At 61.1% G+C, this 23,572-nt stretch carries 22 protein-coding genes; 11 read left to right on the forward strand and 11 right to left on the reverse strand.

Annotated elements, in window-relative coordinates:
* Positions 1-147: 147 nt before the first annotated feature.
* The gene (locus F3H58_RS11685) at positions 148-1,125 is read left to right on the forward strand and encodes a VOC family protein (protein WP_149742294.1); all 978 of its coding nucleotides are present in this window, start codon (positions 148-150) and stop codon (positions 1,123-1,125) included.
* Between the two features lie 453 nt (positions 1,126-1,578).
* Here F3H58_RS11685 and F3H58_RS11690 read toward each other — a convergent pair whose 3' ends face one another.
* The 3 genes from F3H58_RS11690 to F3H58_RS11700 form a co-directional block, all read right to left on the reverse strand.
* Positions 1,579-5,046 carry a chromosome segregation SMC family protein gene (locus tag F3H58_RS11690; RefSeq protein WP_149742295.1) on the reverse strand — a complete coding sequence of 1,156 codons (3,468 nt, stop codon included), beginning with the start codon at positions 5,044-5,046 and terminating at the stop codon, positions 1,579-1,581.
* Between the two features lie 84 nt (positions 5,047-5,130).
* Complete coding sequence (locus tag F3H58_RS11695) at positions 5,131-5,811, reverse strand: DsbA family protein (protein WP_149742296.1); 681 nt, start codon at positions 5,809-5,811, stop codon at positions 5,131-5,133.
* 129 nt (positions 5,812-5,940) lie between these two features.
* Positions 5,941-6,468: a DUF721 domain-containing protein gene (locus tag F3H58_RS11700; RefSeq protein ID WP_149742297.1), complete on the reverse strand. Its 528-nt coding sequence runs from the start codon at positions 6,466-6,468 to the stop codon at positions 5,941-5,943.
* 97 nt (positions 6,469-6,565) lie between these two features.
* Between F3H58_RS11700 and mutY the strand changes: the two genes are divergently transcribed.
* Both mutY and F3H58_RS11710 read left to right on the forward strand, forming a co-directional pair.
* Positions 6,566-7,669, forward strand: coding sequence for an A/G-specific adenine glycosylase (gene mutY / locus F3H58_RS11705; protein ID WP_149742298.1), 1,104 nt, complete (start codon positions 6,566-6,568; stop codon positions 7,667-7,669).
* A complete protein-coding gene (locus tag F3H58_RS11710) occupies positions 7,666-8,277 on the forward strand; it encodes an HAD family hydrolase (RefSeq protein ID WP_149742299.1) in 612 nt (203 codons plus the stop codon). The genes mutY and F3H58_RS11710 overlap by 4 nt, the downstream gene beginning before the upstream one ends.
* Positions 8,278-8,314: 37 nt before the next feature.
* Here F3H58_RS11710 and F3H58_RS11715 read toward each other — a convergent pair whose 3' ends face one another.
* The 3 genes from F3H58_RS11715 to F3H58_RS11730 all read right to left on the reverse strand — a co-directional run bounded on the left by F3H58_RS11715 (position 8,315) and on the right by F3H58_RS11730 (position 10,380).
* Complete coding sequence (locus F3H58_RS11715) at positions 8,315-8,605, reverse strand: type II toxin-antitoxin system RelE/ParE family toxin (protein ID WP_188128894.1); 291 nt, start codon at positions 8,603-8,605, stop codon at positions 8,315-8,317.
* Positions 8,606-8,607: 2 nt separating this feature from the next.
* A complete protein-coding gene (locus F3H58_RS11720; RefSeq protein WP_149742301.1) occupies positions 8,608-8,859 on the reverse strand; it encodes a type II toxin-antitoxin system ParD family antitoxin in 252 nt (83 codons plus the stop codon).
* Positions 8,860-9,234: 375 nt separating this feature from the next.
* On the reverse strand, positions 9,235-10,380 hold the full coding sequence (locus F3H58_RS11730; protein ID WP_003520492.1) for a site-specific DNA-methyltransferase: 1,146 nt from the start codon (positions 10,378-10,380) through the stop codon (positions 9,235-9,237).
* Between the two features lie 237 nt (positions 10,381-10,617).
* On the opposite strand from F3H58_RS11730, the gene F3H58_RS11740 reads away from it, so the two are divergent.
* Positions 10,618-11,718: a hypothetical protein gene (locus F3H58_RS11740; RefSeq protein WP_149742302.1), complete on the forward strand. Its 1,101-nt coding sequence runs from the start codon at positions 10,618-10,620 to the stop codon at positions 11,716-11,718.
* Here F3H58_RS11740 and F3H58_RS11745 read toward each other — a convergent pair.
* Both F3H58_RS11745 and F3H58_RS11750 read right to left on the reverse strand, forming a co-directional pair.
* Entirely contained in the window at positions 11,678-12,139 is a 462-nt protein-coding gene (locus tag F3H58_RS11745; protein ID WP_149742364.1) for a DUF1284 domain-containing protein, read from the reverse strand. The genes F3H58_RS11740 and F3H58_RS11745 overlap by 41 nt on opposite strands.
* A 45-nt stretch (positions 12,140-12,184) precedes the next feature.
* Entirely contained in the window at positions 12,185-12,865 is a 681-nt protein-coding gene (locus F3H58_RS11750; protein ID WP_065654301.1) for a GntR family transcriptional regulator, read from the reverse strand.
* Between the two features lie 222 nt (positions 12,866-13,087).
* On the opposite strand from F3H58_RS11750, the gene F3H58_RS11755 reads away from it, so the two are divergent.
* The 3 genes from F3H58_RS11755 (at position 13,088) to F3H58_RS11765 (ending at position 14,420) form a co-directional block, all read left to right on the forward strand.
* On the forward strand, positions 13,088-13,777 hold the full coding sequence (locus F3H58_RS11755; RefSeq protein ID WP_003520496.1) for an HAD family hydrolase: 690 nt from the start codon (positions 13,088-13,090) through the stop codon (positions 13,775-13,777).
* 71 nt (positions 13,778-13,848) lie between these two features.
* A complete protein-coding gene (locus F3H58_RS11760; RefSeq protein ID WP_127756244.1) occupies positions 13,849-14,127 on the forward strand; it encodes a BrnT family toxin in 279 nt (92 codons plus the stop codon).
* Complete coding sequence (locus F3H58_RS11765) at positions 14,106-14,420, forward strand: BrnA antitoxin family protein (protein ID WP_059754107.1); 315 nt, start codon at positions 14,106-14,108, stop codon at positions 14,418-14,420. The genes F3H58_RS11760 and F3H58_RS11765 overlap by 22 nt, the downstream gene beginning before the upstream one ends.
* Before the next feature lie 71 nt (positions 14,421-14,491).
* Here F3H58_RS11765 and F3H58_RS11770 read toward each other — a convergent pair whose 3' ends face one another.
* Entirely contained in the window at positions 14,492-15,031 is a 540-nt protein-coding gene (locus F3H58_RS11770; protein WP_035236805.1) for a hypothetical protein, read from the reverse strand.
* 264 nt (positions 15,032-15,295) lie between these two features.
* On the opposite strand from F3H58_RS11770, the gene thrC reads away from it, so the two are divergent.
* The 4 genes from thrC (at position 15,296) to F3H58_RS11790 (ending at position 21,618) form a co-directional block, all read left to right on the forward strand.
* Positions 15,296-16,693 (forward strand): threonine synthase, encoded by a 1,398-nt coding sequence (gene thrC, locus F3H58_RS11775; RefSeq protein WP_003520498.1) that lies wholly within the window; start codon positions 15,296-15,298, stop codon positions 16,691-16,693.
* A 21-nt stretch (positions 16,694-16,714) separates the two neighbouring features.
* Entirely contained in the window at positions 16,715-18,013 is a 1,299-nt protein-coding gene (locus F3H58_RS11780; protein ID WP_149742365.1) for a M16 family metallopeptidase, read from the forward strand.
* Positions 18,014-18,106: 93 nt separating this feature from the next.
* Positions 18,107-18,706, forward strand: coding sequence for a GNAT family N-acetyltransferase (locus F3H58_RS11785; protein WP_003509108.1), 600 nt, complete (start codon positions 18,107-18,109; stop codon positions 18,704-18,706).
* Positions 18,703-21,618 (forward strand): sensor domain-containing phosphodiesterase, encoded by a 2,916-nt coding sequence (locus F3H58_RS11790; RefSeq protein ID WP_149742303.1) that lies wholly within the window; start codon positions 18,703-18,705, stop codon positions 21,616-21,618. Before F3H58_RS11785 ends, F3H58_RS11790 begins: the two co-directional genes overlap by 4 nt.
* A gap of 196 nt (positions 21,619-21,814) precedes the next feature.
* Here the strand turns inward: F3H58_RS11790 and F3H58_RS11795 are convergent, their stop codons facing one another.
* Together F3H58_RS11795 and F3H58_RS11800 are read right to left on the reverse strand one after the other, a co-directional pair.
* Complete coding sequence (locus F3H58_RS11795) at positions 21,815-22,924, reverse strand: zinc-binding metallopeptidase family protein (RefSeq protein WP_149742304.1); 1,110 nt, start codon at positions 22,922-22,924, stop codon at positions 21,815-21,817.
* A gap of 433 nt (positions 22,925-23,357) precedes the next feature.
* A complete protein-coding gene (locus F3H58_RS11800) occupies positions 23,358-23,549 on the reverse strand; it encodes a CsbD family protein (RefSeq protein WP_003521119.1) in 192 nt (63 codons plus the stop codon).
* Positions 23,550-23,572 lie beyond the last annotated feature (23 nt).

Below are 23,572 nucleotides of genomic sequence, written 5' to 3' on the forward strand. Positions count from 1 at the left end.
GTTTACATCGCAGTGCAGCATAATTGCGGCAAATTGCGCGCAAGAATTGCCGCAAAGACCGAATAACGGCATGATTGACGCATTCGTGTAATGCGCTGAACTGGAGTGTTGCCTAAGCCATTCAAATCGCCGACAAAGAGATTATTCATGCAATTTACCCGCCGCCATACGATTAAATTTGCCGGAATTTCCTGTGCCGCCAGCGCGCTTGCCGGGGCGCTCAGAGCCGAAGGCGCAGTGCCCGTCGCAGGCGCCGCCTCCACCCTTCCTTTCGCGCTGACGACGCCGATGCATATCGGCCAGGCCGCGCTGCGCGTGCGCGATCTCGACCAGATGATCGAGTATTACCGTTCAGTGCTGGGCATGAACGAGGTGGAGCGCACGGCCAGAGGCGTAACGCTCGGCGTTGGCACCGTGCCGCTGCTCGATCTTGTGCACAAGCCGGCCGCGGATTTCGAAAGTCCCACCTCCGCCGGCCTGTTCCACATCGCCTACCTGATGCCCTCACGCAAGGATCTGGCGCGCTGGCTGGTGCATGCGGCGCTAAAGCAGGTGCCGCTTTCCGGTTTTGCCGACCACAATGTCAGCGAGGCGATCTATCTCAACGATCCCGAAGGCAACGGCATCGAGGTTTACAGCGACCGGCCGAAGGATACATGGGTGTGGAGCGGCCGCGTGGTGAAAATGGGCACCGAACCGCTCGATGTCGACGATCTGGTGAAGCTGACCGATACCAAAAGAAGCGATTATGAGGCTGCCCCGCCGGGAATGCGCATCGGGCATGTTCACCTGCGGGTCGGCGAAATCGCCGTCGCCCGCGCCTTTTATGAAACGGCCATCGGCCTGCAACCGACGCAGGATGCGCGCTCCGATGCCTCATTTCTCTCTTCCGGCGGGTATCATCATCATCTGGCGGTGAATACATGGAACAGCCGTGGCGCGAAGGAACGCAACGCCATGGAAACCGGTCTCGACTGGTTTTCCCTCACCATTCGCAACCCCGCCGATCTGGAGGCGCAGAAGACGCGGCTGAGGGCCGCCGGTTGCGTGCTGGTGGAGATGGAAAACAATGTGGTGGAGGCAATCGACCCCTGGGGCACGCGGCTGCGGCTGGTGCCGGGGTGAGCAGGCGGTAGCGCTCCGCACTGCACGATTGAGAGTTATGGCAGGCGCGGCGTTTACCGGGACTTGTAGTGTCCTCTCCTTCCGTCATTCCGGCCTTGAGCCGGAATCCAGTCGACGCGGCTCTCGCGCGACGGGAAGAGTCCTTTCAGCCCAAGGACTTGGGCTGGCTGGATACCGGCTCAAGGCCGGCATGACGGAGGAGGTTTGCGCCCCGGAAACGATTACCAGCCATACACCCACATCACCCTATGAACCCGAAAAAAGAAAGCCTTGCGAGGCCACGGCAGCGGCCTCGCAAGGCATTCCATCCGGTACAGGAAACCGGATGGTGGGGTCTGTGACGAGCCCTTTGGCCCTTGCGGAAAACATAGCAAAACACCGCGCATTGTCGCTCACCCGAATGGGTGATACCGCCAGATAAATTCGCAATGGAGGCGAAGGGGAAAAGAAGCCTCAGACGGCTTCGCGCAGCTGCTCGGCGGTCTGCAAATCCACGGAGACGAGCTGCGACACGCCCTGTTCCGCCATCGTAACGCCGAACAGGCGGTTCATGCGTGCCATGGTGATGGGATTGTGGGTGATGATGACGAAACGCGTTTCGGTGGAGGCCACCATCTCATCCATCAGGTTGCAGTAACGCTCGACATTGTGGTCGTCGAGCGGCGCGTCCACCTCGTCCAGCACGCAGATGGGCGCGGGATTGGTGAGGAAGACCGCGAAGATCAGCGCCATGGCCGTCAGCGCCTGTTCGCCGCCGGAAAGCAGAGTCATGGTTTGCGGTTTCTTGCCGGGCGGGCGAGCGAGGATTTCCAGGCCCGCTTCCAGCGGATCGTCGGATTCAATCAGCTGCAATTCCGCCGTGCCGCCGCCGAAGAGATGGGTGAACAGCCGCTGGAACTGCGAATTGACCACATCGAAAGCTGCGATCAGCCGTTCGCGGCCTTCGCGGTTGAGGTTCTGGATGCCGGCGCGCAGCTTGCGCACGGCATCGATGATGTCGTCGCGCTCCTTGATGAGCGCTTCGAGTTTGGCGGAAAGCTCGGCCTGCTCTTCCTCGGCGCGCAGATTGACCGCGCCAAGCCTTTCGCGCTCGATCTTCAGCCGGTCGAGATCACGCTCGACATCGCGAATATCGGGCTTAGGCTGGTCCGGTCCAAGTCCTGTCAGGCGGAACGCCATATGCGGCTCGGTATTCAGCGTTTCGCGGATGCGGTGTTCGGTTTCCTGCCGCTTTTCGCGGGCGGAGACCAGCCGTTCTTCGGCGCGGCCGCGTTTTTCGCGGGCTTCGGCCAGTTCCGAAAGCGCCGTTGCCGCCACCCGGTCGGCGGCGCGCTGCAGGTTTTCCGCCTCGGCCAGCCGGTCGGCGGCCTCACGGCGGGCGTCTTCGGTCTTCTGCAATTCATTGAGGAGGTTGCGGCGCTTCTCGTCGAACTCCTCCGGCGCTATGTCCAGCTCGGCGATTTCCTCGCGCGCCTCTTCCTCGCGTTCACGCAATGTCGCGATGTGATCGGCCGCACTTGCTGCGCGCGATTGCCAGGTGGAGCGCTCCTGCCCTATCGCCTGAATTCTGCGCTGGCGACTTTCCGCCTCGCGGCTCACACCCTCATGGCGGGCGCGGGCCTCCGCCAGAAGGCCGCGGTCGGTCGCGACTTCAAGCTGGCTTTCGCGCAGCCGCAGATCCAGCACGGAAAGATCGGGCGCGTCTTCCATTTCGATGCGGGCGTTTTCCTCCTGAACAGCGATCTCGTCGATCTGCGCGCCGATCTGGTTCAGTGCTTCGGACACGATATCGCGGCGGCGCAGCAGATCGCCCGAGGCCCGTTCGGCCGCAGTCAGCGCCTCGCGCGCCTCGGCAAGATGGCGGGTCGCAAGACGGCTTCTGTCGCGCACTTCCGAGAGCCGCAATTCGCTGCTGCGGATATCTTCAGTTTTCGCGGCAAGCTGGTCTTCGGCCTCGTCCAGAATGGAGCGGGCCTCATCCAGTTCTGTCTCGATTTCAGCAAGGCGGTTCTTCTGCGACAGGCGAAGCGCTGCGGCACCCGGCGCATCGGCACTGGCAATGTGACCGTCCCAGCGCAACAGCGCGCCTTCGCGCGTCACCAGCCGCTGGCCGGCCTTCAAGTGCGGCAGCAGGCGCAGGGCTTCCGCAGTGTTGGCGACGACGCCGATCTGCGCCAAAGCGCGGCGCAGGGCTTCCGGCGCCTGCGCATAATCCAGAAGCGGTTTCGCACCCTGCGGCAAGGCGGGATCGCCCACCCCGTCGCCATTTCCGGCCCAATAGGCGGGTGCTGCGGGATCGAGCGGGCTTTCGAGATCATCGCCGAGGGCTGCACCCAATGCCGCCTCGAAACCGCGCTCCACCGTCATTTCTTCCGCCACCGGCGTAAAGCTGCCATTGGCGGCAGCGCTGGAGGCAAGGATTTTGGTGATGGTGCGCGCTTCCGTGTCCAGCGCGTTCAGCCGGTTCCGCGCCGTTTCCAGCGGCGCGCGCGCCAGCGCTTCGGCGGAACGCGCCTCCGCGACGGCGGCTTCGGCTTCCTCCACCACGATCAGGGCATCCTCGACCGCGATCTCCGCCGCCTCGACCGCTTCTCGCCGCTCGGAAGGATCGGGAAGACCGGAGAGCTTTTCGTCGATGGCATCGATCTCGGCGGATGCCTCCTGCGATTGCCGTTCCAGCCTCAGCTTGCGGTCGGAAAGATCGCGGATCGCCCGCTCCAGTTGCTGGCGCGCGGCTGCGGCTTCGGCCCGTTCGGCGGTGATCGCGGTGAAGATGGCTTCGCTTTCCGCCAGCTTGACAGCGGCGGCTTCGAAGGCTTCGCGCATCTCTTCCGCATGGCGGCCGGAATCGGAGAGGATTTCCAGAAGTTCGGCCTCTTCCTCATCGAGCCGCGCGAGTATCTGGGCATTATCGGAGACAAGCCGTTCCTCGCGGATGATATCCTCGCCAAGCTGCGACAGGCGGCGCGCCAGCTCATCGCGGCGGCGCAGCAAGCGGTTGGCCTCGTCATCCAGCTGGGTGCGGGCAATTTGCAGGCGTTGCAGGGCGGCGGCGACACGCGCCTCGTCCTCGCGCAGCTCCGGCAGCTTCAGGCTGGCAATGCCTTGCTGCTTGGCCGCCTCCATCTGCGCCTGCGCTTTTTCGGCGACGATATTCGTCGCCTGATTGAGCGCGCTTTCCGCCTCGCCTTCGGCTTCCTTCGCCTCCACCCAGCGAATGTGCAACAGCGTCGCCTCGCGGGCGCGGATATCGGCCGAGAGCATCTTGAAGCGGTTGGCCTGCCGGGCCTGACGCTTCAGGCTTTCGATCTGGCTTTCCAGCTGGGCGGTCACATCTTCCAGCCGCTCCAGATTGGTTTCGGCGGCGCGCAGGCGAAGCTCGGCTTCGTGGCGGCGGGAATGCAGACCGGAAATGCCGGCCGCCTCTTCCAGCAGCTGGCGGCGTGCCTGCGGCTTGGCGTTGATGAGTTCGCCGATGCGGCCCTGCCCCACCATGGAGGGAGAGCGCGCGCCGGTGGAGGCATCCGCGAAGAGAAGCTGCACATCCTTGGCGCGCGCTTCCTTGCCGTTGATGCGGTAGACGGAGCCGTTTTCACGTTCGATGCGGCGCGTCACCTGAATTTCATCGGCATCGTTGAAGGCGGCGGGCGCGGTGCGGTCGGAATTGTCGAGATAAAGGCCGACTTCGGCGGTGTTGCGGGCCGGGCGATTGCCGGAACCGGAGAAGATGACGTCATCCATGCCGGAGGCGCGCATGTTCTTGTAGGAATTCTCGCCCATCACCCAGCGCAGCGCTTCGACCAGATTGGACTTGCCGCAGCCATTCGGCCCGACCACACCGGTCAACCCCGGCTCGATGATGAATTCGGAAGGCTCGACGAAAGACTTGAAACCGACGAGGCGGAGCTTGTTGAACTTCATGCCGTCACGCCCCGGCAAGAAGACGGGCAATAAAAAACGGGCGTGCGGAAATATCCGCCGCCCGTTTCTTTCAGGGTCCGGCGATCAGAGCAGCTTGTCGATGACAGCCGACATGGTTTCAACCGACATGTCTCCTGCGTATTTCTTGCCGTTGATGATGAAAGTCGGCGTGGAGTTGATGCCGAATTCCGTCGCACCGCGTTGCATCGTTGCGTTCACATCATCCAGAAGTTTCTGGTTCGTCAAGCAGGCCTCGAAAGACTCCTGTGAGAAACCGGCCATTTTCGACATTTGCAGCAGGGCGGCGCGCGCATCCTGCGCGACGGCCCAGCTCTGCTGCTGCTTGAACAGCATGGAAACGAAGGGGAAATACTGACCTTCCGGTGCGCAGCGCGCCAGCATGAAGGCGGCAGCGGCGCGCGGATCGAACGGGAATTCGCGCAGCACGAAATAGACCTTGCCGGTATCGATGTACTTCTTCTTGATCTCTTCGAAGGTCTTGTTGTGGAAGTTGGCGCAGTGCGGGCAGGTCATCGACATGTATTCGACGATCTTGACGGGTGCGTTGGCATCGCCGAGCGCTGCTTCCGGCAGCGGGCCGGGCTTCATCACCGCAGCCATGTCCACATCGCCGGTGGATTCAGGCAGTTCCTGCGCCTCGGCGACACCGGGCGTGAAGGCGAACGGCAGGGCCGTGGCAACGGCAGCAAGAGCAACGCCGCCGAGGAGGCTGCGACGGGAAATGGTCAGTTCGGGAAAATGCATGAAAGCACCTGTTGGTAATAGACTCTATTGTCCGTTGATTCCGATATAGCGACGGCCTGTTCATCACAAGCGGGGTTTTGAACTCTTCTTGTCAAAGAATTGTGACCAGTCAAGGACAGCCTGTGCACATCAAATCGTCCTGCCGCGCGGCTTCTTCTGCAAAACCGCCGTGCCCAGCCTCTCCACCGCCTTGCGCAGCGCCTCGCTCTCGATGCCGTCCATCATGTCATCGAGACGTTTTGCCGCATCGCCGCGTAAGGGCTGCGGTTTGCGCCGGCGGTTGACGGTTTGGGACACCGGTTTCTGCACGATCCTGATCTGACGCACCGCCGGAAAGCCGAAAAAGCCGTTGATGCGGGCAATCAGTTCGCCCTGCGCATGGGTGAGAAACAGGGCGCGCGCGCCTTCGCAGGCAATCGTCAGCACGCCCGGCTGATAACCGCCGCGATCCGGCCCCTCGTCGCGGCGCGGCCAGGTGATCTTTTCCGGCCGGGTGCAATCGGCGAAGTCCTCGCCGGCGATCTCGTCCCAGGAGCCGAGCAGCGCCGTGTTGATGCCCGCCCGTTTGGACAGCACGGGGTCCATGATGCCATTGGCGACTTCGGCGATCTGCACGACGCCCTTCTTCTTGCCGGCATCACTCTGGGGATAACGCATGTTTCACTCGCGATTTTGGAGAGGGCGATCCACATTTTCTTGATCGCCCGCTACGGATGTCCCAACTATAGGCCAAATCGAACAGAAACGGCAAACCATGCTTCAAAAAACCGCCTCGTCGTCTTATGCGCAGATGCTGCTCGCATGGTACGACCGGCACCATCGCGAACTGCCATGGCGCACGTCTCCCGCCATGGCGGCACGGGGAAAACGCGCCGATCCCTATCATGTCTGGCTGTCGGAGGTCATGCTGCAGCAGACGACGGTGCAGGCGGTCAAGCCCTATTTCCTGAAGTTTCTCGCCGCCTGGCCAAGCGTCAGCGATCTGGCCGGGGCGCCGGTCGAAGATGTCATGGCGGCCTGGGCAGGGCTCGGTTATTACGCCCGCGCCCGCAACCTTAAAAAATGCGCCGAAGCCGTGGCGCGCGACCATGGCGGCATCTTTCCGGACAGCGAAGAGGGCCTGAAGCAACTGCCCGGCATCGGCGATTATACCGCCGCCGCCGTGGCGGCCATCGCATTCAACCGGCAGGCGGCGGTGATGGACGGCAATGTGGAGCGCGTCATCTCCCGCCTCTTTTCCATAGACGCTCCCCTGCCCGGCTCAAAGCCCGCCATGAAAGCGAAGGTGGCCGCGCTTACCCCTTCCGACCGCCCCGGCGATTTCGCCCAGGCGATGATGGATCTCGGCGCGACGATCTGTACGCCGAAACGGCCGGCCTGCGCGCTCTGTCCGTTCAACGGCCACTGTCTTGCGCTTGCCCATGACGAGCCGGAGCGTTTTCCGGTCAAGGCGGCGAAGAAGGCAAAGCCGGTGCGGCTCGGGGCTGCCTTCGTGGCGGTGAATGCGAGCGGCGAAATCCTGCTTCGCCGGCGCATCGAAAGTGGGCTTCTCGGCGGCATGACCGAGGTGCCGACAACGGCATGGACCGCCCGCATGGACGGCGGCACGGAGGCGAGCCATGCGCCCTTTGCCGCCGGCTGGCAGGCGGCGGGCGTCATCGTGCACGTCTTCACCCATTTCGAATTGCGGCTCACCGTCTATCGCGTGCAGGTGCCGGACGGACTTCAAGCCGGTCCGGATGACGGATGGTGGGAGCCGGTTACAAATCTTGACGCGCAGGCGCTGCCAACGGTGATGAAAAAAGTCATCGCGCAGGCTATTCCATCCGCATTCGATGAAAGCAGGAAATTTCGATGACCAAGATTGAGCATATCGTATTCGACATCGGCAAGGTGCTGATCCATTACGATCCGCATATTCCCTATAGCCGCCTCATCCCCGATGCCGACGAGCGCAAATGGTTCTTCGAGAATGTCTGCACCCATGACTGGAACCTGGAACAGGATCGCGGACGCCGCTGGGAGGACGCCGAGGCGATGCTGGTGGAGCAGTTCCCGGATCGGGAAGAGCACATCCGTTCCTTCCGCAAGTTCTGGCACGAGATGGTCTCACATTCCTACGACGACAGCGTCGCCATCATGGTTGCGCTGATCGACAGCGGCTACGACGTGACCATGCTGACCAACTTCGCCTCCGACACCTTCCGCGAGGCCCAGAAAATGTTCCCCTTCCTCACTTTGCCGCGCGGCGTCACCGTTTCCGGCGATGTGAAGCTGTTGAAGCCTGACGTGGCGATCTATGATCTGCACGCGAAGGAATTCGACCTCAATCCAGCCACCAGCCTCTTCATCGACGATACGCTCGCCAATGTCGAAGGCGCGAAGAAAGCAGGCTGGCAGGCCGTGCACTTCACCGGCGCGGAAAAGCTGCGGCAGGATTTGCGGGCTTATGGGGTGGAAGCGTAAGCTGGCTGCCGGGCAAAACGGTGACGTGGACGCCCGGCTACGACTCGTTGGCCCAGTCTTCATGTGCGTGGCGGACGCGGACGATCAGGACGTCATCGTCCGTCCCCACGGCATAAACAACCAGATGCACCCTGAACCGATGGATACGCAACGGGGGTAACAACTCATGCCGTTCTCGTGCCATTCGTGGGTTGAGAGATATCAGCTCAAATATCTCATATAGTTCCCGGTGATATTTTTGCGCCTGCGCCAGCCCGAATAAGACTATGCCTTCTTCGACTATGCGAATGACGTCCTCTTCCGCGAGCAGAGACAGGCGAAAGCCCATGATCAACCGATTTTGCGTTTCATGGCGCGGGCTTCAGCCTCGGCGAACAGCGCCTCCTGCGAACGATGCCCGACGCCACTCTGCAATCCCTCATCCACAAAACGCTGCATCGCCGCGATTTTTTCGCCTCGTTCCTGATCCTTGCGGATCAGGTCTCGCACGTAGTCACTCGCATTGGAGTAACGACCTGTCCTGGATTGGGCCTCGACCCATTCTTTCATGGGTGCAGGCAGCGATATGTTCATGGTCGCCATATTCATCTCCTTTGATGGAAGAGTGCAGAATTTGGCAAAGTTTGTCAAAACAGATCGGGAAAAGAAATTGGCGCAGGCGGAAATGGCGGTCTCCGGCCTGCGCCAGTCCTGCCGCAAGCGGCATCGGACGCAATGTTTTTGTGATTTTTCCGAACCGGATTTTCACAACCACTGCTCTGATTTGAGACAGTATTGCCGATCTCTTGCGCGAAACTTGTCTTGCTAAAATAGGATACTCGGAAACACCAACGCCCGACACCGAAGTGCCGGGCGTTGGTCGTTCTCCATCCGGGACTGAAGGTACTAAACCGGACGGAGACATAGGCTGACAAGGGCGGGCGGTGGATCGTTGCGTCCAAGCCTTTTGGGCTTTGACTATTCGGCCTTTGCCAGTTCACTGCGGATGATCGCTCTCAGATCGTCGATCGGCTTCAGCGTGTCGCCGTCTTCGAAATGCCAGAACGTCCATCCGTTGCATGCGTCGAGACCCTGCACCTTCGCGCCGAGGCGGTGAATGGAGCCGGCGGTCCCGCCGGATGCAATCGTACCATCGGCACGAATAATGGCGCTATAACGGCGTCGTGCATCCGTCAGCACCTGGCCCGGGCGGACGAGGCCGCTTTCCACCAGCGTGTTGAAGGCAACGCGCGGTTCGGCCTTCTTGCCGGTCATCACGGTCAGTTCCGCCTTGCCGAGCGGCTCGACGGCGGCGATGCGGGCGGATGCCGCATCGATATAATCCTGTTCGCGCTCGATGCCGACGAAGTGGCGGCCGAGACGTTTTGCAACGGCACCCGTGGTGCCGGAGCCGAAGAACGGGTCGAGCACGATATCGCCCGGCTTGGTGGAGGCCATGATGATGCGCGCCAGCAGCGCTTCCGGCTTCTGGGTGGGATGCACCTTCTTGCCGTCGTCACCCTTCAGCCGCTCGTTGCCACTGCAGATCGGGAACAGCCAGTCGGAGCGCATCTGCACATCGTCGTTGGAGGCCTTCAGCGCATCGTAGTTGAAGGTGTAGTTCTTGGCTTTCGGATCGCGGCTGGCCCAGATCATCGTCTCATGCGCGTTCTGGAACCGGCGGCCCTTGAAGTTTGGCATGGGGTTGGTCTTGCGCCAGACGATGTCGTTCAGGATCCAGAAATCGAGGTTCTGGAGCATGGAGCCGACGCGGAAGATATTGTGGTAGGAGCCGATGACCCAGATGGTGCCGTTCGGCTTCAGCACGCGGCGGCAGGCAAGCAGCCAGGCGCGGGTGAAGGCGTCATAGGCCTCGAAGGAGGCGAACTGGTCCCATTCGTCATCGACGGCATCGACCAGCGACTGATCGGGACGGTGCAAGGTTCCTCCAAGCTGAAGGTTATAGGGCGGATCGGCGAAAATCGCATCCACCGACTGGCTCGGGAGGGCATCCAAGGCAGCGACACAATCACCTTTGATGATGCTGTCTTTCCAGGCGTCGCTCTCGCCCGCACGATCAAAACCGGCACGCCGAAAATCGGCCAGCGGAAAAACTGCTGCCATTGGTACTCGCTCCATACGCTTACTCTCTACTGATGCTTATGGTTACCGAAGATGGTTATCAAAGCCTGAACAAGTCACGGAAAATGCGAAATAAATGGCTGCCGCGGCCCGCAGGCGCGATTTGCGGCGGCCGGCGGGGGAACCCGAAGTCGGGCGAAAACGTTGTGCACAAAGGGTTCTCCTGTCCTCGCATATCGGCGCGGCGGGAAGAGCCATGATGGCAGGGGGTAATCCGCAATGGGGTCCGTGATGAAAATGGCTTCTTTTTCCATGAATGTCGTCTGCGCCGCGCTTTTCGCAACGGCGCTGCCGGCGCCATCGCAGGCGCAGCAACCGGCTCCGCAGTATAACGTCGTCACCGATGCGGTCCTGTTCGATGGCGGCCCCTCGCTCGGCAACAGCGACAGGGTGCGGTGGGATTTCTACAAGACAGACCGTTCCGGCGGGCGTACGGACGACAATGCCGGCGGCTCCTATGACGCCACCTTCGAGGCGAAACTGCCGGCGGGCAAATATGTCGGGGTGGCGGCACTGGGCAATGTGACCCGCGAAGTGTCGTTCGAGGTGAAGGACGGAAGCGTCGCGAGGCCGAAGGTGAACTTCGACGCTGCGGAATTGACCGTCGTGCCGAAACGCAGCGCCGGCGGCGATGTGGAAACGCAGGCAAAGACGGAAATCACCAAGGACGATTTCAAGGACAGCGTCTATGGCCAGAATACCGTCTTCGTGCCGGCCGGAGACGTCGTCCTCACCGGCAGCATCGGCCCGGCGCGGGCTGAGGAGACGCTTGCCATCAAGGCGGGCGAGAAGATCAGCCACGAGCTGGTCATTCCAAGCGGCGTGGTGATCGCCAAGGCCGTTTATGCGGAGGGCGGCAGGGCGGTGGAAACGGACGATATCCGCTTCGAAGCGATGTCGGCCAAGGAAACGCTGGATGGCACGCGTGAGACCATCAACGGCATTTACGGCACCGGCAAGATCATGGAAATGCCCGCCGGCGATTTCGTCATGCGCGCGCGTCTGGGCAAGGTGACGGTGGAACAGCCATTCACCGTGACTGCCGGAAAACGAACCGAAATCACCCTCGATCTCGATGCGGGCGTTCTCGCCATCAAGGCGCCCGGTGCGGAACGGATCGACATCGTTGAAACCACCAAGGATCTTCAGGGCACGCAGAAAGAGATTTCCGGCCGTTACGGCACGCAGCATCAGGAAACCCTGCATCCCGGCGAATATTCGGTGAAGGTGAGCTACGACAAGAAATCCGGCCGCGAGCCGAAGGAGATCAAGGCGACAGTCAAGGCCGCCGAGAGAACCGAGACGGATGTGTCGGAGTAGGCCTCGGCGTCCGGCCGGCCGGAAGCTCCGGACGTTCGCCGATTTTCACGCCTGCGAAACCTGATGCCGCGATACGGTCGCACAGTCTTGTCCACTGACAGCCTCGACAGGCAGGCCTGATCTCGCCTGCGGCGAAAGCCTGGCGCATCTTCGCCAGAAAGTCGGGCGTCGCCTGCAACCGCTTGCCAGCGGTCAATGTCTCGCCCAAAAGCGCTGACACCGAAAGGCGGGCTGTCTCGTCCCGCTGCACCACGCCTTCGTTGAAACAGTGGGCATGGCTTTCACACAGCAGGCCCTCGCAAATATCGTCCGGACCATCCACCAGCTCGATATCTTCCTCACCGGCGTTCAGGCGGGCGGCGACACGGTCGTAATTCTCGATGAAGCCGGACGTATATCCCTTGCCCACATAGGTGAGCATACAGAGAAGATGGTGGGGCCGCAGGCGGACGGTCACGGGCCCGCCCTATCCGACAATGGCGAAGGCGTCGCGCACCGAGCCGGACGAGGTGCGGATCGCCTTGCGGCCGATCCATTGCACATGTCCGTCGAGGATACGCACCGCCTCTTCGGCGCGGCCGCCGCGCAGCGCATCGATGATCGCGCGGTGATCGGTATCGGTGCGGCGCTCCCAGCCGGCGCGCCAGGCGGAAAACAGGAAGCGGGCGCTCGCCGCATGCAACCCGTCGATTGCCTCCATCAGGCGCGGCATGTTGCAGGGCGCGGTGATGAGACGATGGAAGCGGCGGTTGGCCTCCTCCCAATGCTGCACATCGACGGCGCTGTCGCCCTCGAGCGTTGCCGCCTCCGCCTGGTCGAGAATGGCGGGCGTCATGTTGGGAATGGCGTGGCGCAGCGCCAGAACTTCAAGGGCGGCGCGCATTTCCGCCACCTCGCGCACATCGTCAAGGCCGAAATCCGCCACCCGGACACCCCGGCGCGGAATGCTGGCGGCAAGCCCCTGCGCTTCCAGCCGGCGGAATGCCTCGCGCACCGGCACATGTGACGCGCCGAATTCGGCGGCGATGTGGTCCTGCCGCAACCTCTCGCCCGGCGACAGCTCGCCGCGAACGATGCGGTCGGCGAGCGTGCGGCTGATGCGCGCGGCAATGGTGTCTTCGGGCGTGTTTTTCACTGTCTTGGGCATAACATCCCATAACGCATATGGCGCGGCGGTGTGTAGCGGTTTTTGCGCGAAAGAGGAACGCCAAACCAAATATTCGAGGCGGCACAGTCGCTTACACAGGCCGACCGAGCTATGAGCCTGATGGGACCGACCTTTGCGGGTGAGCCGGTTGAGCTTGGCGTGGACATGGTCTAAAAGCCCGGCATCATTTTCTTCCAGCCAAATCCGATACAGGGAGCGCCCATGAGCGGCTTCGACCTCATTATTTTCGACTGTGACGGCGTTCTGGTCGATTCCGAAATCATCGCGGCGCAGGTTGAATCCCGCCTTTTGACCGAGGCCGGTTATCCGATCTCCGTCGAGGAAATGGGCGAGCGTTTCGCCGGCATGACCTGGAAGAACATTCTTCTGCAGGTGGAAAGCGAAGCCAGCATCCCGCTCTCTGCTTCCCTGCTCGACAAGTCGGAAAAGCTGCTCGACATGCGGCTGGAACGCGATGTGAAGATCATCGAGGGCGTCAAATTCGCCCTGTCTCGCCTGACCACGCCGCGGTGCATCTGCTCGAACTCATCGAGCCACCGCCTCGACATGATGCTGACGAAGGTGGGCCTGAAGCCCTACTTCGCGCCGCATATCTATTCCGCCAAGGACCTTGGAGCCGACCGCGTGAAGCCGAAGCCCGACATCTTCCTGCACGGCGCGGCGCAATTCGGCGTTTCCCCCGACCGCGTGGTCGTGGTCGAGGATTCCGTGCACGGCATCCATGGCGCAAGAGCCGCCGGCATGCGCGTCATCGGCTTCACCGGCGCATCCCACACCTATCCGAGCCACGCCGACCGACTGACGGATGCGGGCGCCGAAACGGTGATCTCGCGCATGCAGGACCTGCCGGCCGTGATTGCGGCAATGGCGGAGTGGGAAGGCGCTTTTTAAGTTGTGAAGCGGCTTCTTTCGTGATCTGAGTGGTAGCATTGATATTTTAATAAATGTAGCTACATTAATTCATGAAAGTCATATGGGACGAGCACAAGCGGCTCGCCAATATCGAGAAGCACGGCTTCGATTTTGAAGATATCGATGGGTTTGATTGGGAGAACGCCATCATCGAGAAAAGCCTGACCGAACCGGGAAGTTCGCGTTTCAAAGCGATCGGATATTTCCGGGACGGGACTATGGCCGTTGTTTTTGCGACTGTCGGGACAGAAGCAATATCCATCATCAGCTTCCGACGGGCGAGTTCCAGGGAAAGAAGGAGGTTGCCATGGCCAAAGTTGCAAAACTGAAAGAATTCAAACCCGGACGCGGCTATACCGAAGCGGACTGGGACGCCGTCGACTTCCCGGAAATGACGGATCAGGAACTGGCAAATGCACGCCCCGCCCGAGACGTTTTGCCTCCTGCTTTCTTCGAAGCGATTGATGAATACAGAAAGACGCGTGGCCGCCCGCCGGTGGATAAGCCGAAGAAACAGGTGACGTTACGCCTCGATGAAGACGTGGTGGAGCGTTTTCGCGAAGGTGGCAAAGGATGGCAGAGCCGCATCAACGAGGCCTTGCGAAAGGCAGCAGGCATTTAAATTCGTTGCCATTCAAAAAGAAACGGGAGCCCGCAAAAGCGGCCCCCGGTTTTTATATCTAGCCCGTCAAATCACCGGCGCTTGGTCTTGGCCTTTGCGCCCTGCTCGGCGAAGCCGATGAAGACGCTGACAGACTTCGGTGCGCCGCCCGGTCCGTTGGGGATGGCGACGTGGTCGTTGTTGAAGATGAACTGCGTGCCGGCTCCGCCTGCCGGAACATCGACGGCGAAAGCGGTTGTTTCGCCGTAGATCTCGCCGTCGCCGTCCTTCACCGTCACGCGGATCGGCACGGTCACGCGGCCGGGCTTGGCCATCGGGCCGGGAACGAGGCGGCCCTGGGCCAGCACGTTGACGGTGAGCGTCGATTCATTGGCGGTGCACGAACGCGTCGTATCGGACAGCGAGACCTGATAGGCGAGTTTCTGCGGATCGTCCTTGGCGCCGCCGGCATAGACGCGATGAACGGCGTTGGCATCGAGAACCGTTACGGCCGGGCAATTGGCCTGAACCACGGCAGCCGTCGGTGCGGCCTGCGCCGCCGGCGGGTTGACGGCAAGCGAGTCCGACGGGTTGGAGGAATTGCATCCTGCAACAACGACGAGAAGCGACATCGCGGCGGACAAACGCAAGAAATTCCCTGACACTCTTCTAAATCCTCTCCCTTGTCCCGGAACAGAACCGGAGACGCTGTTTATTGACCTTTCACCCAGGTTGGCGATGGTCTATAGCAGCGACGCCGGAAAAAATCGATTGGCATGTTCGGTTTTGCTTGAATTTTCAGAAAAGCCCTTCATTAGCTCGCCAATCGCCTCATTCCGGTGAGACGCTGCGGACAAAGACGCCGATCGCATCGGTAACGGATAAGGGACTATCTCGTGGAATATGTATCGACCAGGGGTGCGGCCCCTTCGCTTGGTTTTTGCGACGCGCTTCTGGCGGGCCTTGGCCGTGACGGCGGGCTTTACGTTCCGCGCAAATGGCCTTCCATGTCGAAGAAGGAAATCCGCAACTTGCGCGGCAAGTCCTATCAGGATGTCGCCTTCGAGGTTCTCTACCGTTTCACCGGCGGCGAGATTCCGGCAGACAAGTTCAAGGCGATGATCGACGACGCCTATGCGACCTTCCGCCATCCTGCCGTCGTGCCGCTGACGCAGACCGGCCCTAACACCTTCGTTCTCGAGCTTTTCCACGGCACCACGCTCGCCTTTAAGGATGTGGCGATGCAGCTTCTCGCCCGCCTGATGGACTATACGCTTTCCGAACGCGGCGAGCGCGCCACCATTGTCGGCGCCACCTCGGGCGATACCGGCGGTGCGGCCATCGACGCCTTTGCCGGCCGCGAGCGCACCGATATCTTCATCCTTTTCCCGAACGGCAAGGTCTCTCCGGTGCAGCAGCGCCAGATGACGACCTCGACCGCTTCCAACGTGCATGCGCTGGCGATCAACGGCAATTTCGACGATTGCCAGACGCTGGTGAAGGAGATGTTCAACGACGTGAAGTTCCGCGATGGCGTGAAGCTTTCCGGCGTCAACTCCATCAACTGGGCGCGCATCATGGCGCAGGTGGTCTATTATTTCACCGCGTCGCTTTCGCTCGGCGGTCCCGACCGGAAGATTTCCTTCACCGTTCCGACCGGCAATTTCGGCGATATCTTCGCCGGTTACGTCGCCAAGAAGATGGGCCTGCCGATCGACAAGCTCGTCATCGCCACCAATGACAACGACATTCTGGCGCGCACGCTGAAGACCGGCCGTTACGAGATGCGCGGCGTCAAGCCGACCACCTCGCCTTCGATGGACATCCAGATTTCATCCAACTTCGAGCGCCTGCTGTTCGAAGCCTATGGCCGTGATTCCGCTGCGGTGAAGGCATCGATGGACGGCCTCAAGCAATCGGGATCCTTTGAAATTCCGCCGCACGCGCTGAAATTCATCAAGAAGGATTTCCGCGCCGGCCGCGCCACCGAAAAGCAGGTGGCGGCAACGATCCGTGACACGCTTGAGAAAACCGGCTACCTGATCGACCCGCATACGGCGACCGGCGTTTTCGTGGCGGAAAAGCACGAAAAGGCGTCAAGCCCGATGGTCGTTCTGTCGACCGCTCACCCCGCTAAATTCCCGGCCGCTGTAAAATCCGCTTGCGCAATCGAGCCTGCGCTTCCAGTATGGTTAGCTGACATTATGAACCGGGAGGAGCGTTTCGACATTCTGGATGCGGAGCTCAAAGCCGTGGAAACCTTCATCGGCAAACACGCACGCGCCGGCAAATAGAGACGCGGAAAGACGTTGAGTATGAGAGTAAATGTGACCCGGCTTTCGTCCGGGTTGACCGTTGTGACGGAAAAAATGCCGCATCTCGAAAGCGTCGCTCTTGGGGTGTGGATCAAATCCGGTTCCCGCAACGAGACGACTGCCGAACACGGCATCGCCCATCTTCTCGAACATATGGCTTTCAAGGGCACGGCGCGCCGCACTGCCCGGCAGATCGCCGAAGAAATCGAAAATGTCGGCGGCGAAGTCAACGCCGCGACATCAACGGAAACGACCTCCTACTACGCCCGCGTCCTGAAAGACCACGTTCCCCTCGCCGTCGATATCCTTGCCGACATTCTGACGGAATCGCTGTTCGACGAAGACGAGCTGGAGCGGGAGAAAAACGTCATCCTGCAGGAAATCGGCGCGGCGACCGATACGCCCGACGACGTGATCTTCGACAATTTTTCCGGTGTGGCCTATCGCGACCAGACCATCGGCCGTCCGATCCTCGGCACGCCTGATACCGTTCAATCCTTCACCACCGGCCAGATCAGGCATTATCTCGCCCGTAATTACACGACGGACCGCATCTTCGTCGTCGCGGCCGGTGCTGTCGATCACGAAAGCTTCGTGAAGCAGGTGGAAGAGCGTTTCGCCTCGCTGCCGCAGCTGCCCATTGCCACACCGGTTATGGAAAAAGCGATCTATACCGGTGGCGAAATCCGCGAAACCCGCGACCTGATGGATGCGCAGGTGCTCCTCGGCTTCGAGGGCAAGGCCTATCACGCCCGCGATTTCTATTGTTCGCAGATTCTCGCCAATATACTCGGCGGTGGCATGTCCTCCCGCCTGTTCCAGGAAGTGCGCGAATATCGCGGCCTGTGCTATTCCGTCTATGCATTCCACTGGGGCTTTTCCGATACCGGCATCTTCGGCGTGCATGCGGCCACCGGCGGCAACGACCTGCCGGAACTGGTACCCGTCATTCTGGAGGAACTTCGCAAGTCCTCGCAGACCATCTATCAGGAAGAAATCGACCGCGCCCGGGCGCAAATCCGCGCGCAGCTGCTGATGGGCCAGGAAAGCCCGGCCGCCCGCGCCGGCCAGATGGCCCGCCAGATGATGCTTTACGGCCGGCCCATTCCCAATGAGGAGATGATGGAGCGGCTTGGCGACATCACCCGCGCGCGCCTGACCGATCTTGCGGGACGGCTGTTTTTCGATACAGTTCCGACATTGTCCGCAATTGGCCCGCTCGAACATCTGCCGCCTCTCTCCGACATCACTGCGGCGCTTTCCGCGCAGCAGCCCGCAAGGATAAAGGCGAACGGATAAACCGACATGAGAGCGGGATTTAAAGGCGAAGACCGCTCATCTTTTTCGCCATCCCGCTCGCGGATGGCGATGTCTGCCGCACAGGGATCGTGAATGCTGCGTTTTCTTTCCCGACATAGCGACACGCCTGAACTGCGCAGCGCCAATCACCTTCTCAGACTGCCGCGCTACGGCGATTTCAAGCAATGGCATGTGCTGCGCTCCGAAAGCCGGCAGTTTCTCCAGCCCTGGGAACCGACCTGGCGGCCGGACGAGCTGACGGAAGGCGCGTTCCGCATGCGCGTGGTGCGCAATGGCCAGGAATTTTCCTCCGGCACCGCCGTTTCCTTCCTGCTATTCGAGAAAGAGACGCTGCTGGTCGGCGGCATCACCATCGGGTACATCCGCCGGGGTGCGGCGCAAAGCTGCATGATCGGATACTGGATCGGCGAGCGGCACGCCGCTCAAGGCCATATGTCTGCCGCATTAAAATTGGTAATACCATACATCTTTAACGGACTTCAGTTGCACCGTATCGAGGCAGCCTGTATTCCGGAAAACTTCAAAAGCATCCGGCTTCTCGAAAATGCCGGGTTCCAGCGGGAAGGCCTCCTGCGGGAATATCTGAAAATCAATGGCCAATGGCGGGATCATATGATGTTTTCCCTTCTTGCCGACAAGCAAAGCTCCGGCGGAACGAAGTACGATACATGACCTACAATCACACTGCGCCTTGCCTTGCGAAACGTCTGGCGGCAATCGCGCTGGCTGCGCCGTTTTTCCTGCTTTTCCTGCTTTTCTCTTCCTATTCCTACGCCTTCGAGCCGGTGAAGATTTCCCGTGACGACACGGCGCTCGACCTGACGGCCACCACCGATATCTATGCCAACCAGGGCGAAGCCTTTCAGGTCTCGACCGCGCCTGGCCCCGACGGCATTCGCCGCCGTATCGAGGTGCGCGCCAGCTCCACCGACCATCAGGGCGACTGGGCGGTTTTCGCACTGGCCAACGTCTCCGAAGAGCAGCTGGAGCGCGTCATCGTCGCGCCGCATTTCCGCCTCGTCAATTCCAAGCTGTTCTGGCCCGATCTCGGCTCGCAGCGCATCATGGCGATTACGCCGAGCGAAGGCTTTGCGCTCGACCGGCAGCCGAGCCCGGATGCCGACGTGTTCCGCATCACCCTCAATCCCGGCTCCGTCATCACCTTCGTCGCCGAGCTTTCCACGCCGCAGCTGCCGCAGCTTTATCTGTGGGAGCCGGAGGCCTACAAGGACACGATCAACGCGTTTACGCTCTATCGCGGCATCGTGCTCGGCATTGCCGGCCTGCTCGCCGTGCTGCTCACCATCCTGTTCGTGGTCAAGGGAACCTCCGTTCTGCCGGCCTCGGCCGCGCTCGCATGGGCGGTGCTCGCCTATATCTGCGTCGATTTCGGCTTTCTCGAAAAGCTCATCACCGTCACCTCAAGCGATCAGCGAATATGGAGGGCGGGCGCGGAAGTGGCGCTCGCCTCCAGCTTCGTGGTCTTCCTGTTCACTTATCTCAATCTCAACCGATGGCATGCGCATCTGGGTTATGCGACCTTTGCCTGGGTTGTGGGTCTTGCGCTGCTGTTCGGCGTAGCCATCTACGATCCCTCGGTCGCCTCCGGCATTGCCCGCGTATCCTTCGCCCTGACGGCGACCGCCGGCATCGCCCTCATCATCTATCTCGGCTTCAACAAATATGACCGGGCGATCTTGCTGGTTCCCTCCTGGGCGCTGATCCTCGTCTGGCTGTTCGGCAGCTGGCTGACGGTCACCGGGCAACTGGACAACGACATCGTGCAGCCGGCGCTCGGCGGCGGGCTGGTGCTGATCGTGCTGTTGATCGGCTTCACCGTCATCCAGCACGCCTTTGCCGGCAGCGCCTATCAGCAGGGTCTCTTCTCCGATCTCGAGCGGCAATCGCTGGCGCTGACGGGCAGCGGCGATACGGTTTGGGACTGGGATGTGACGCGCGACCGTATTGTCACCACGCCCGACATTTCCAACCGGCTGGGGCTGGAACCCGGCGCCATGCACGGTGCGGCACGCAACTGGCTGCCGCGCCTGCACCCTGATGACCGCGACCGGTTCAAGGCGACGCTCGACGTGCTGCTTGACCATCGCAAGGGCCGCCTCAACCACGAATTCCGCATTCGCGCCGAAGACGGTCATTTCCACTGGCTGCAAATCCGCGCCCGCCCGGTTCTCGGCTCCAACGGCGAAATCATCCGCTGCGTCGGCACCATCACCGATATTACCGAGCAGAAGAACTCCGTCGAGCGGCTGCTTCAGGATGCGATGAACGACAATCTGACCGGGCTTCCGAACCGGCAGGTCTTCCTCGACCGCCTGCAATCGATCCTCAACCTGTCTTCCGACAGCGACGGCGTGCGCCCGACCGTGATGGCCATCGATATCGATCGTTACAAGCTGGTCAACGATACGCTCGGCATTGCTGCCGGTGACAATATCCTCATTGCGCTGACCCGGCGTCTGCGTCGTCTTTTGAAACCGCAGGATACGCTGGCGCGTCTTGGCGGCGATGAGTTCGGCCTGATCCTGACCTCGGAGCGCGATCCGCAGCGTGTGGCCGATTTCGCCGATGCGGTGAACAAGGCGATCATGGTGCCGATCAATTTCGCCAACCGCGAAATCATCCTCACCGCTTCCATCGGCCTCGTTTCGTGGATCGACCAGCAGGAAAGTGCGGCCGGACTCTTGAGCGATGCGGAACTCGCCATGTATCGCGCCAAGCGCGCTGGCGGCAACCGCGTCGAGCCCTTCCGCCCCGCCTTCCGCACCTCAGGCACCGACCGGCTGCAGATGGAAAGCGACCTTCGCCGCGCCATCGAGCGCAAGGAGCTGTCGCTGGCCTACCAGCCGATCGTCAAGCTCGACGATGGCGAGCTGGCCGGTTTCGAAGCGCTGATGCGTTGGGAGCACCCCAAGCGCGGCAATATTCCGCCGAGCGAGTTCATTCCGATTGCGGAGGCCTCCGGCCTGATCGAGCCGCTCGGCATGTTCGCGCTGGAACGGGCGGCGACCGATCTGATGGACTGGCAGCACGCCATCGAGAAGATGCCGATCTTCATTTCCGTCAATATTTCCAGCGCGCAGTTGCTGAACAACGAATTGTACAATGACGTACGCGGCATGCTGACCCGCACCCGTTGCAATCCGCAGCAGCTGAAGCTGGAACTGACGGAATCCGTCGTCATGGAAAACCCGGAGCAGGCGCGGCTGGTGCTTTCAAAGCTCAAGGAAACGGGCCTCAGCCTCGCCATGGACGATTTCGGCACCGGCTATTCGTCGCTCGCCTATCTGACCCGTTTCCCCTTCGACACGATCAAGCTCGACAAGGCGCTGGTTGCCAATACCAGCGACAAGCGCAACGTACTGCTGCGCTCCGTCATCGCCATGGCGCGGGCGCTCGACATGCAGGTCGTGGCGGAAGGCATCGAGACGCCCGAGGATGCGGCCGAACTGGCGCGCATGAACTGCCATTTCGGCCAGAGCTTCCTGTTCGGCACTCCGGTTTCGGGCGATGCGGCGCTGAAGCTTCTGCGGGAACGGTTCCAGCCGACGAAGCGGGCTTCGTAAGCGGAGTATTGGAACGCGAGGTAGGCTACCTCCGTCATTCCGGCCGTGAGCCGGAATCCAGCCAACGGGCGTCTGCCCGGCGGAAAGACTCCTTTCAGCCCAAGGACTTGGGCTGGCTGGATACCGGCTCAAGGCCGGTATGACGGGAGAAGAAAACCGCGCTTCTCCTGATCAGGACACTCCGCCTGCCGCACATTCACTGCATTACCGCATTCTGCTCGGCCATCGCCGGCTGTGCATCCGCCGCCACCCTCCCATGCAGCAGGTCATGAATGAATTCCATCTTCGCCACCACCGGCGGAGTCAGCACGAAGGGATAGAGGTCCGCCTCCCCCATGCTGCGCTGGATGGAATTGATCGCGACACTGAGCGGAATCCACGCCTTGACCAGCTGCGCGGCGCTGCGGGCTTTGTAAGGATCAAACGTCACCTCCGCCGCCATTTCCTCGTGCCCATCAGGATCGATCGCCACACCGAAAGCGCGCGCCGTCTCCAGCGTATCGACGATATGCAGGTAGTGAGCGAAACATTCGGCGAAATCCTCCCACGGGTGGACCGAGGCATAGGAGCTGATGAAACTTTCCTGCCAGTCGGGGCGTGGTCCGCCATCGTAATTGCGTTGCAGGGCAGCGCCGTAATCCTCGCGCTCATCGCCGAAGACGGCGCGGCAGGCTTCCAGCCGGTTTGCGTCCCGCACCAGCTTGTTCCAGATAAAGTGCCCTACCTCATGGCGGAAATGGCCAAGCATGGTGCGGTAGGGCTCGTTCATATTGGCGCGCACCTGCTCGCGCGTTGCATCATCAGCCTCTGCGGCGCGGATGGCGATCAGGCCCTCATCGTGACCGGTCATAGCGGGAATGACGGAACCGTCGGGCGCTACCTCGTCCACCAGAAAATCGAAGACCAGCCCACCGGCCGGATCGGCATCGCGATTGGGATGCGGCAGGCCGAGCCGCAGGATCGAATAGAACAGATGCCGCTGCGCCTGGCTGATGCGACGCCATTGTTCAATTCCCTGCTCCGTCGCGATATCAGGCACCAGGCGATTGTGGCTGCAGGCCGGGCAAAAGGCGCTTTCGCTTTCCGCCGGCACTGACCAGTTGCAGATGTCGTTCACCTCATTGGCACAAAACCGCACCTGTTTTTGCGGATCGGCGACGATCTGCCAGTTCGGCTCACCCACGGGCGAAAGCGCCTCCATTGAAAGCCGCTCCGGCACGAAGGCCAGACGATGACCGCAGGAAACGCAAAAACGATTGTCGAAATGAACCGGCTGGCCGCAGGATGCGCAGGAAAAAAGCTTCATCGATGAAACCCTTGCGATGGATCGGGTGGGTGGAGGAAACATACGATGCCAACATGCACCGTAGACGACAGCTGAAAATCATTGATGCTCCTGCGCTCCGGGCTTACCCCCCTCTGTCCTGCCGGACATCTCCCCCTCAAGGGGGGAGATCGGCAAGACGCTCTTCCACCACTCCATTCTCAAGCATTGAGATGGGCTAGACCTCGCCTCAGGTCGATCTCCCCCCTTGAGGGGGAGATGTCCGGCAGGACAGAGGGGGGTAAGCCCGGAGCGCAGGAGCATCAATGATTGGCAACGGTCGCCTACGGTGGCCAATATGAAGGGCGTAACAGGCGACCGACTTCGGAACATCCCAGACGACAAGAGCGCATGTGCTGTTACACATGCGCTCCGAAGCGCCGCATCGAAAGAGGCGCAAGACCGTCAGACGGCATCACATGCGGTCGACGGCGCCCTTGACGGCGTCTTTTGCCTTGCCAACGCTGGTCTGTACCTTGCCCTTGGCTTCCTGGGCAGCACCCTTGGCGCGCAGTTCATTATTGCCCGTCGCTTCGCCGACGTTCTTCTTCACCTTGCCAGCAACTTCATTGGCTTTACCGGCGATCTTGTCAGATGTGCTACCCATAATACTACTCCCTTGCTGAGCCG

The organism is Rhizobium sp. NFACC06-2 (assembly GCF_900101425.1).
Lineage (GTDB): Bacteria > Pseudomonadota > Alphaproteobacteria > Rhizobiales > Rhizobiaceae > Agrobacterium > Agrobacterium leguminum.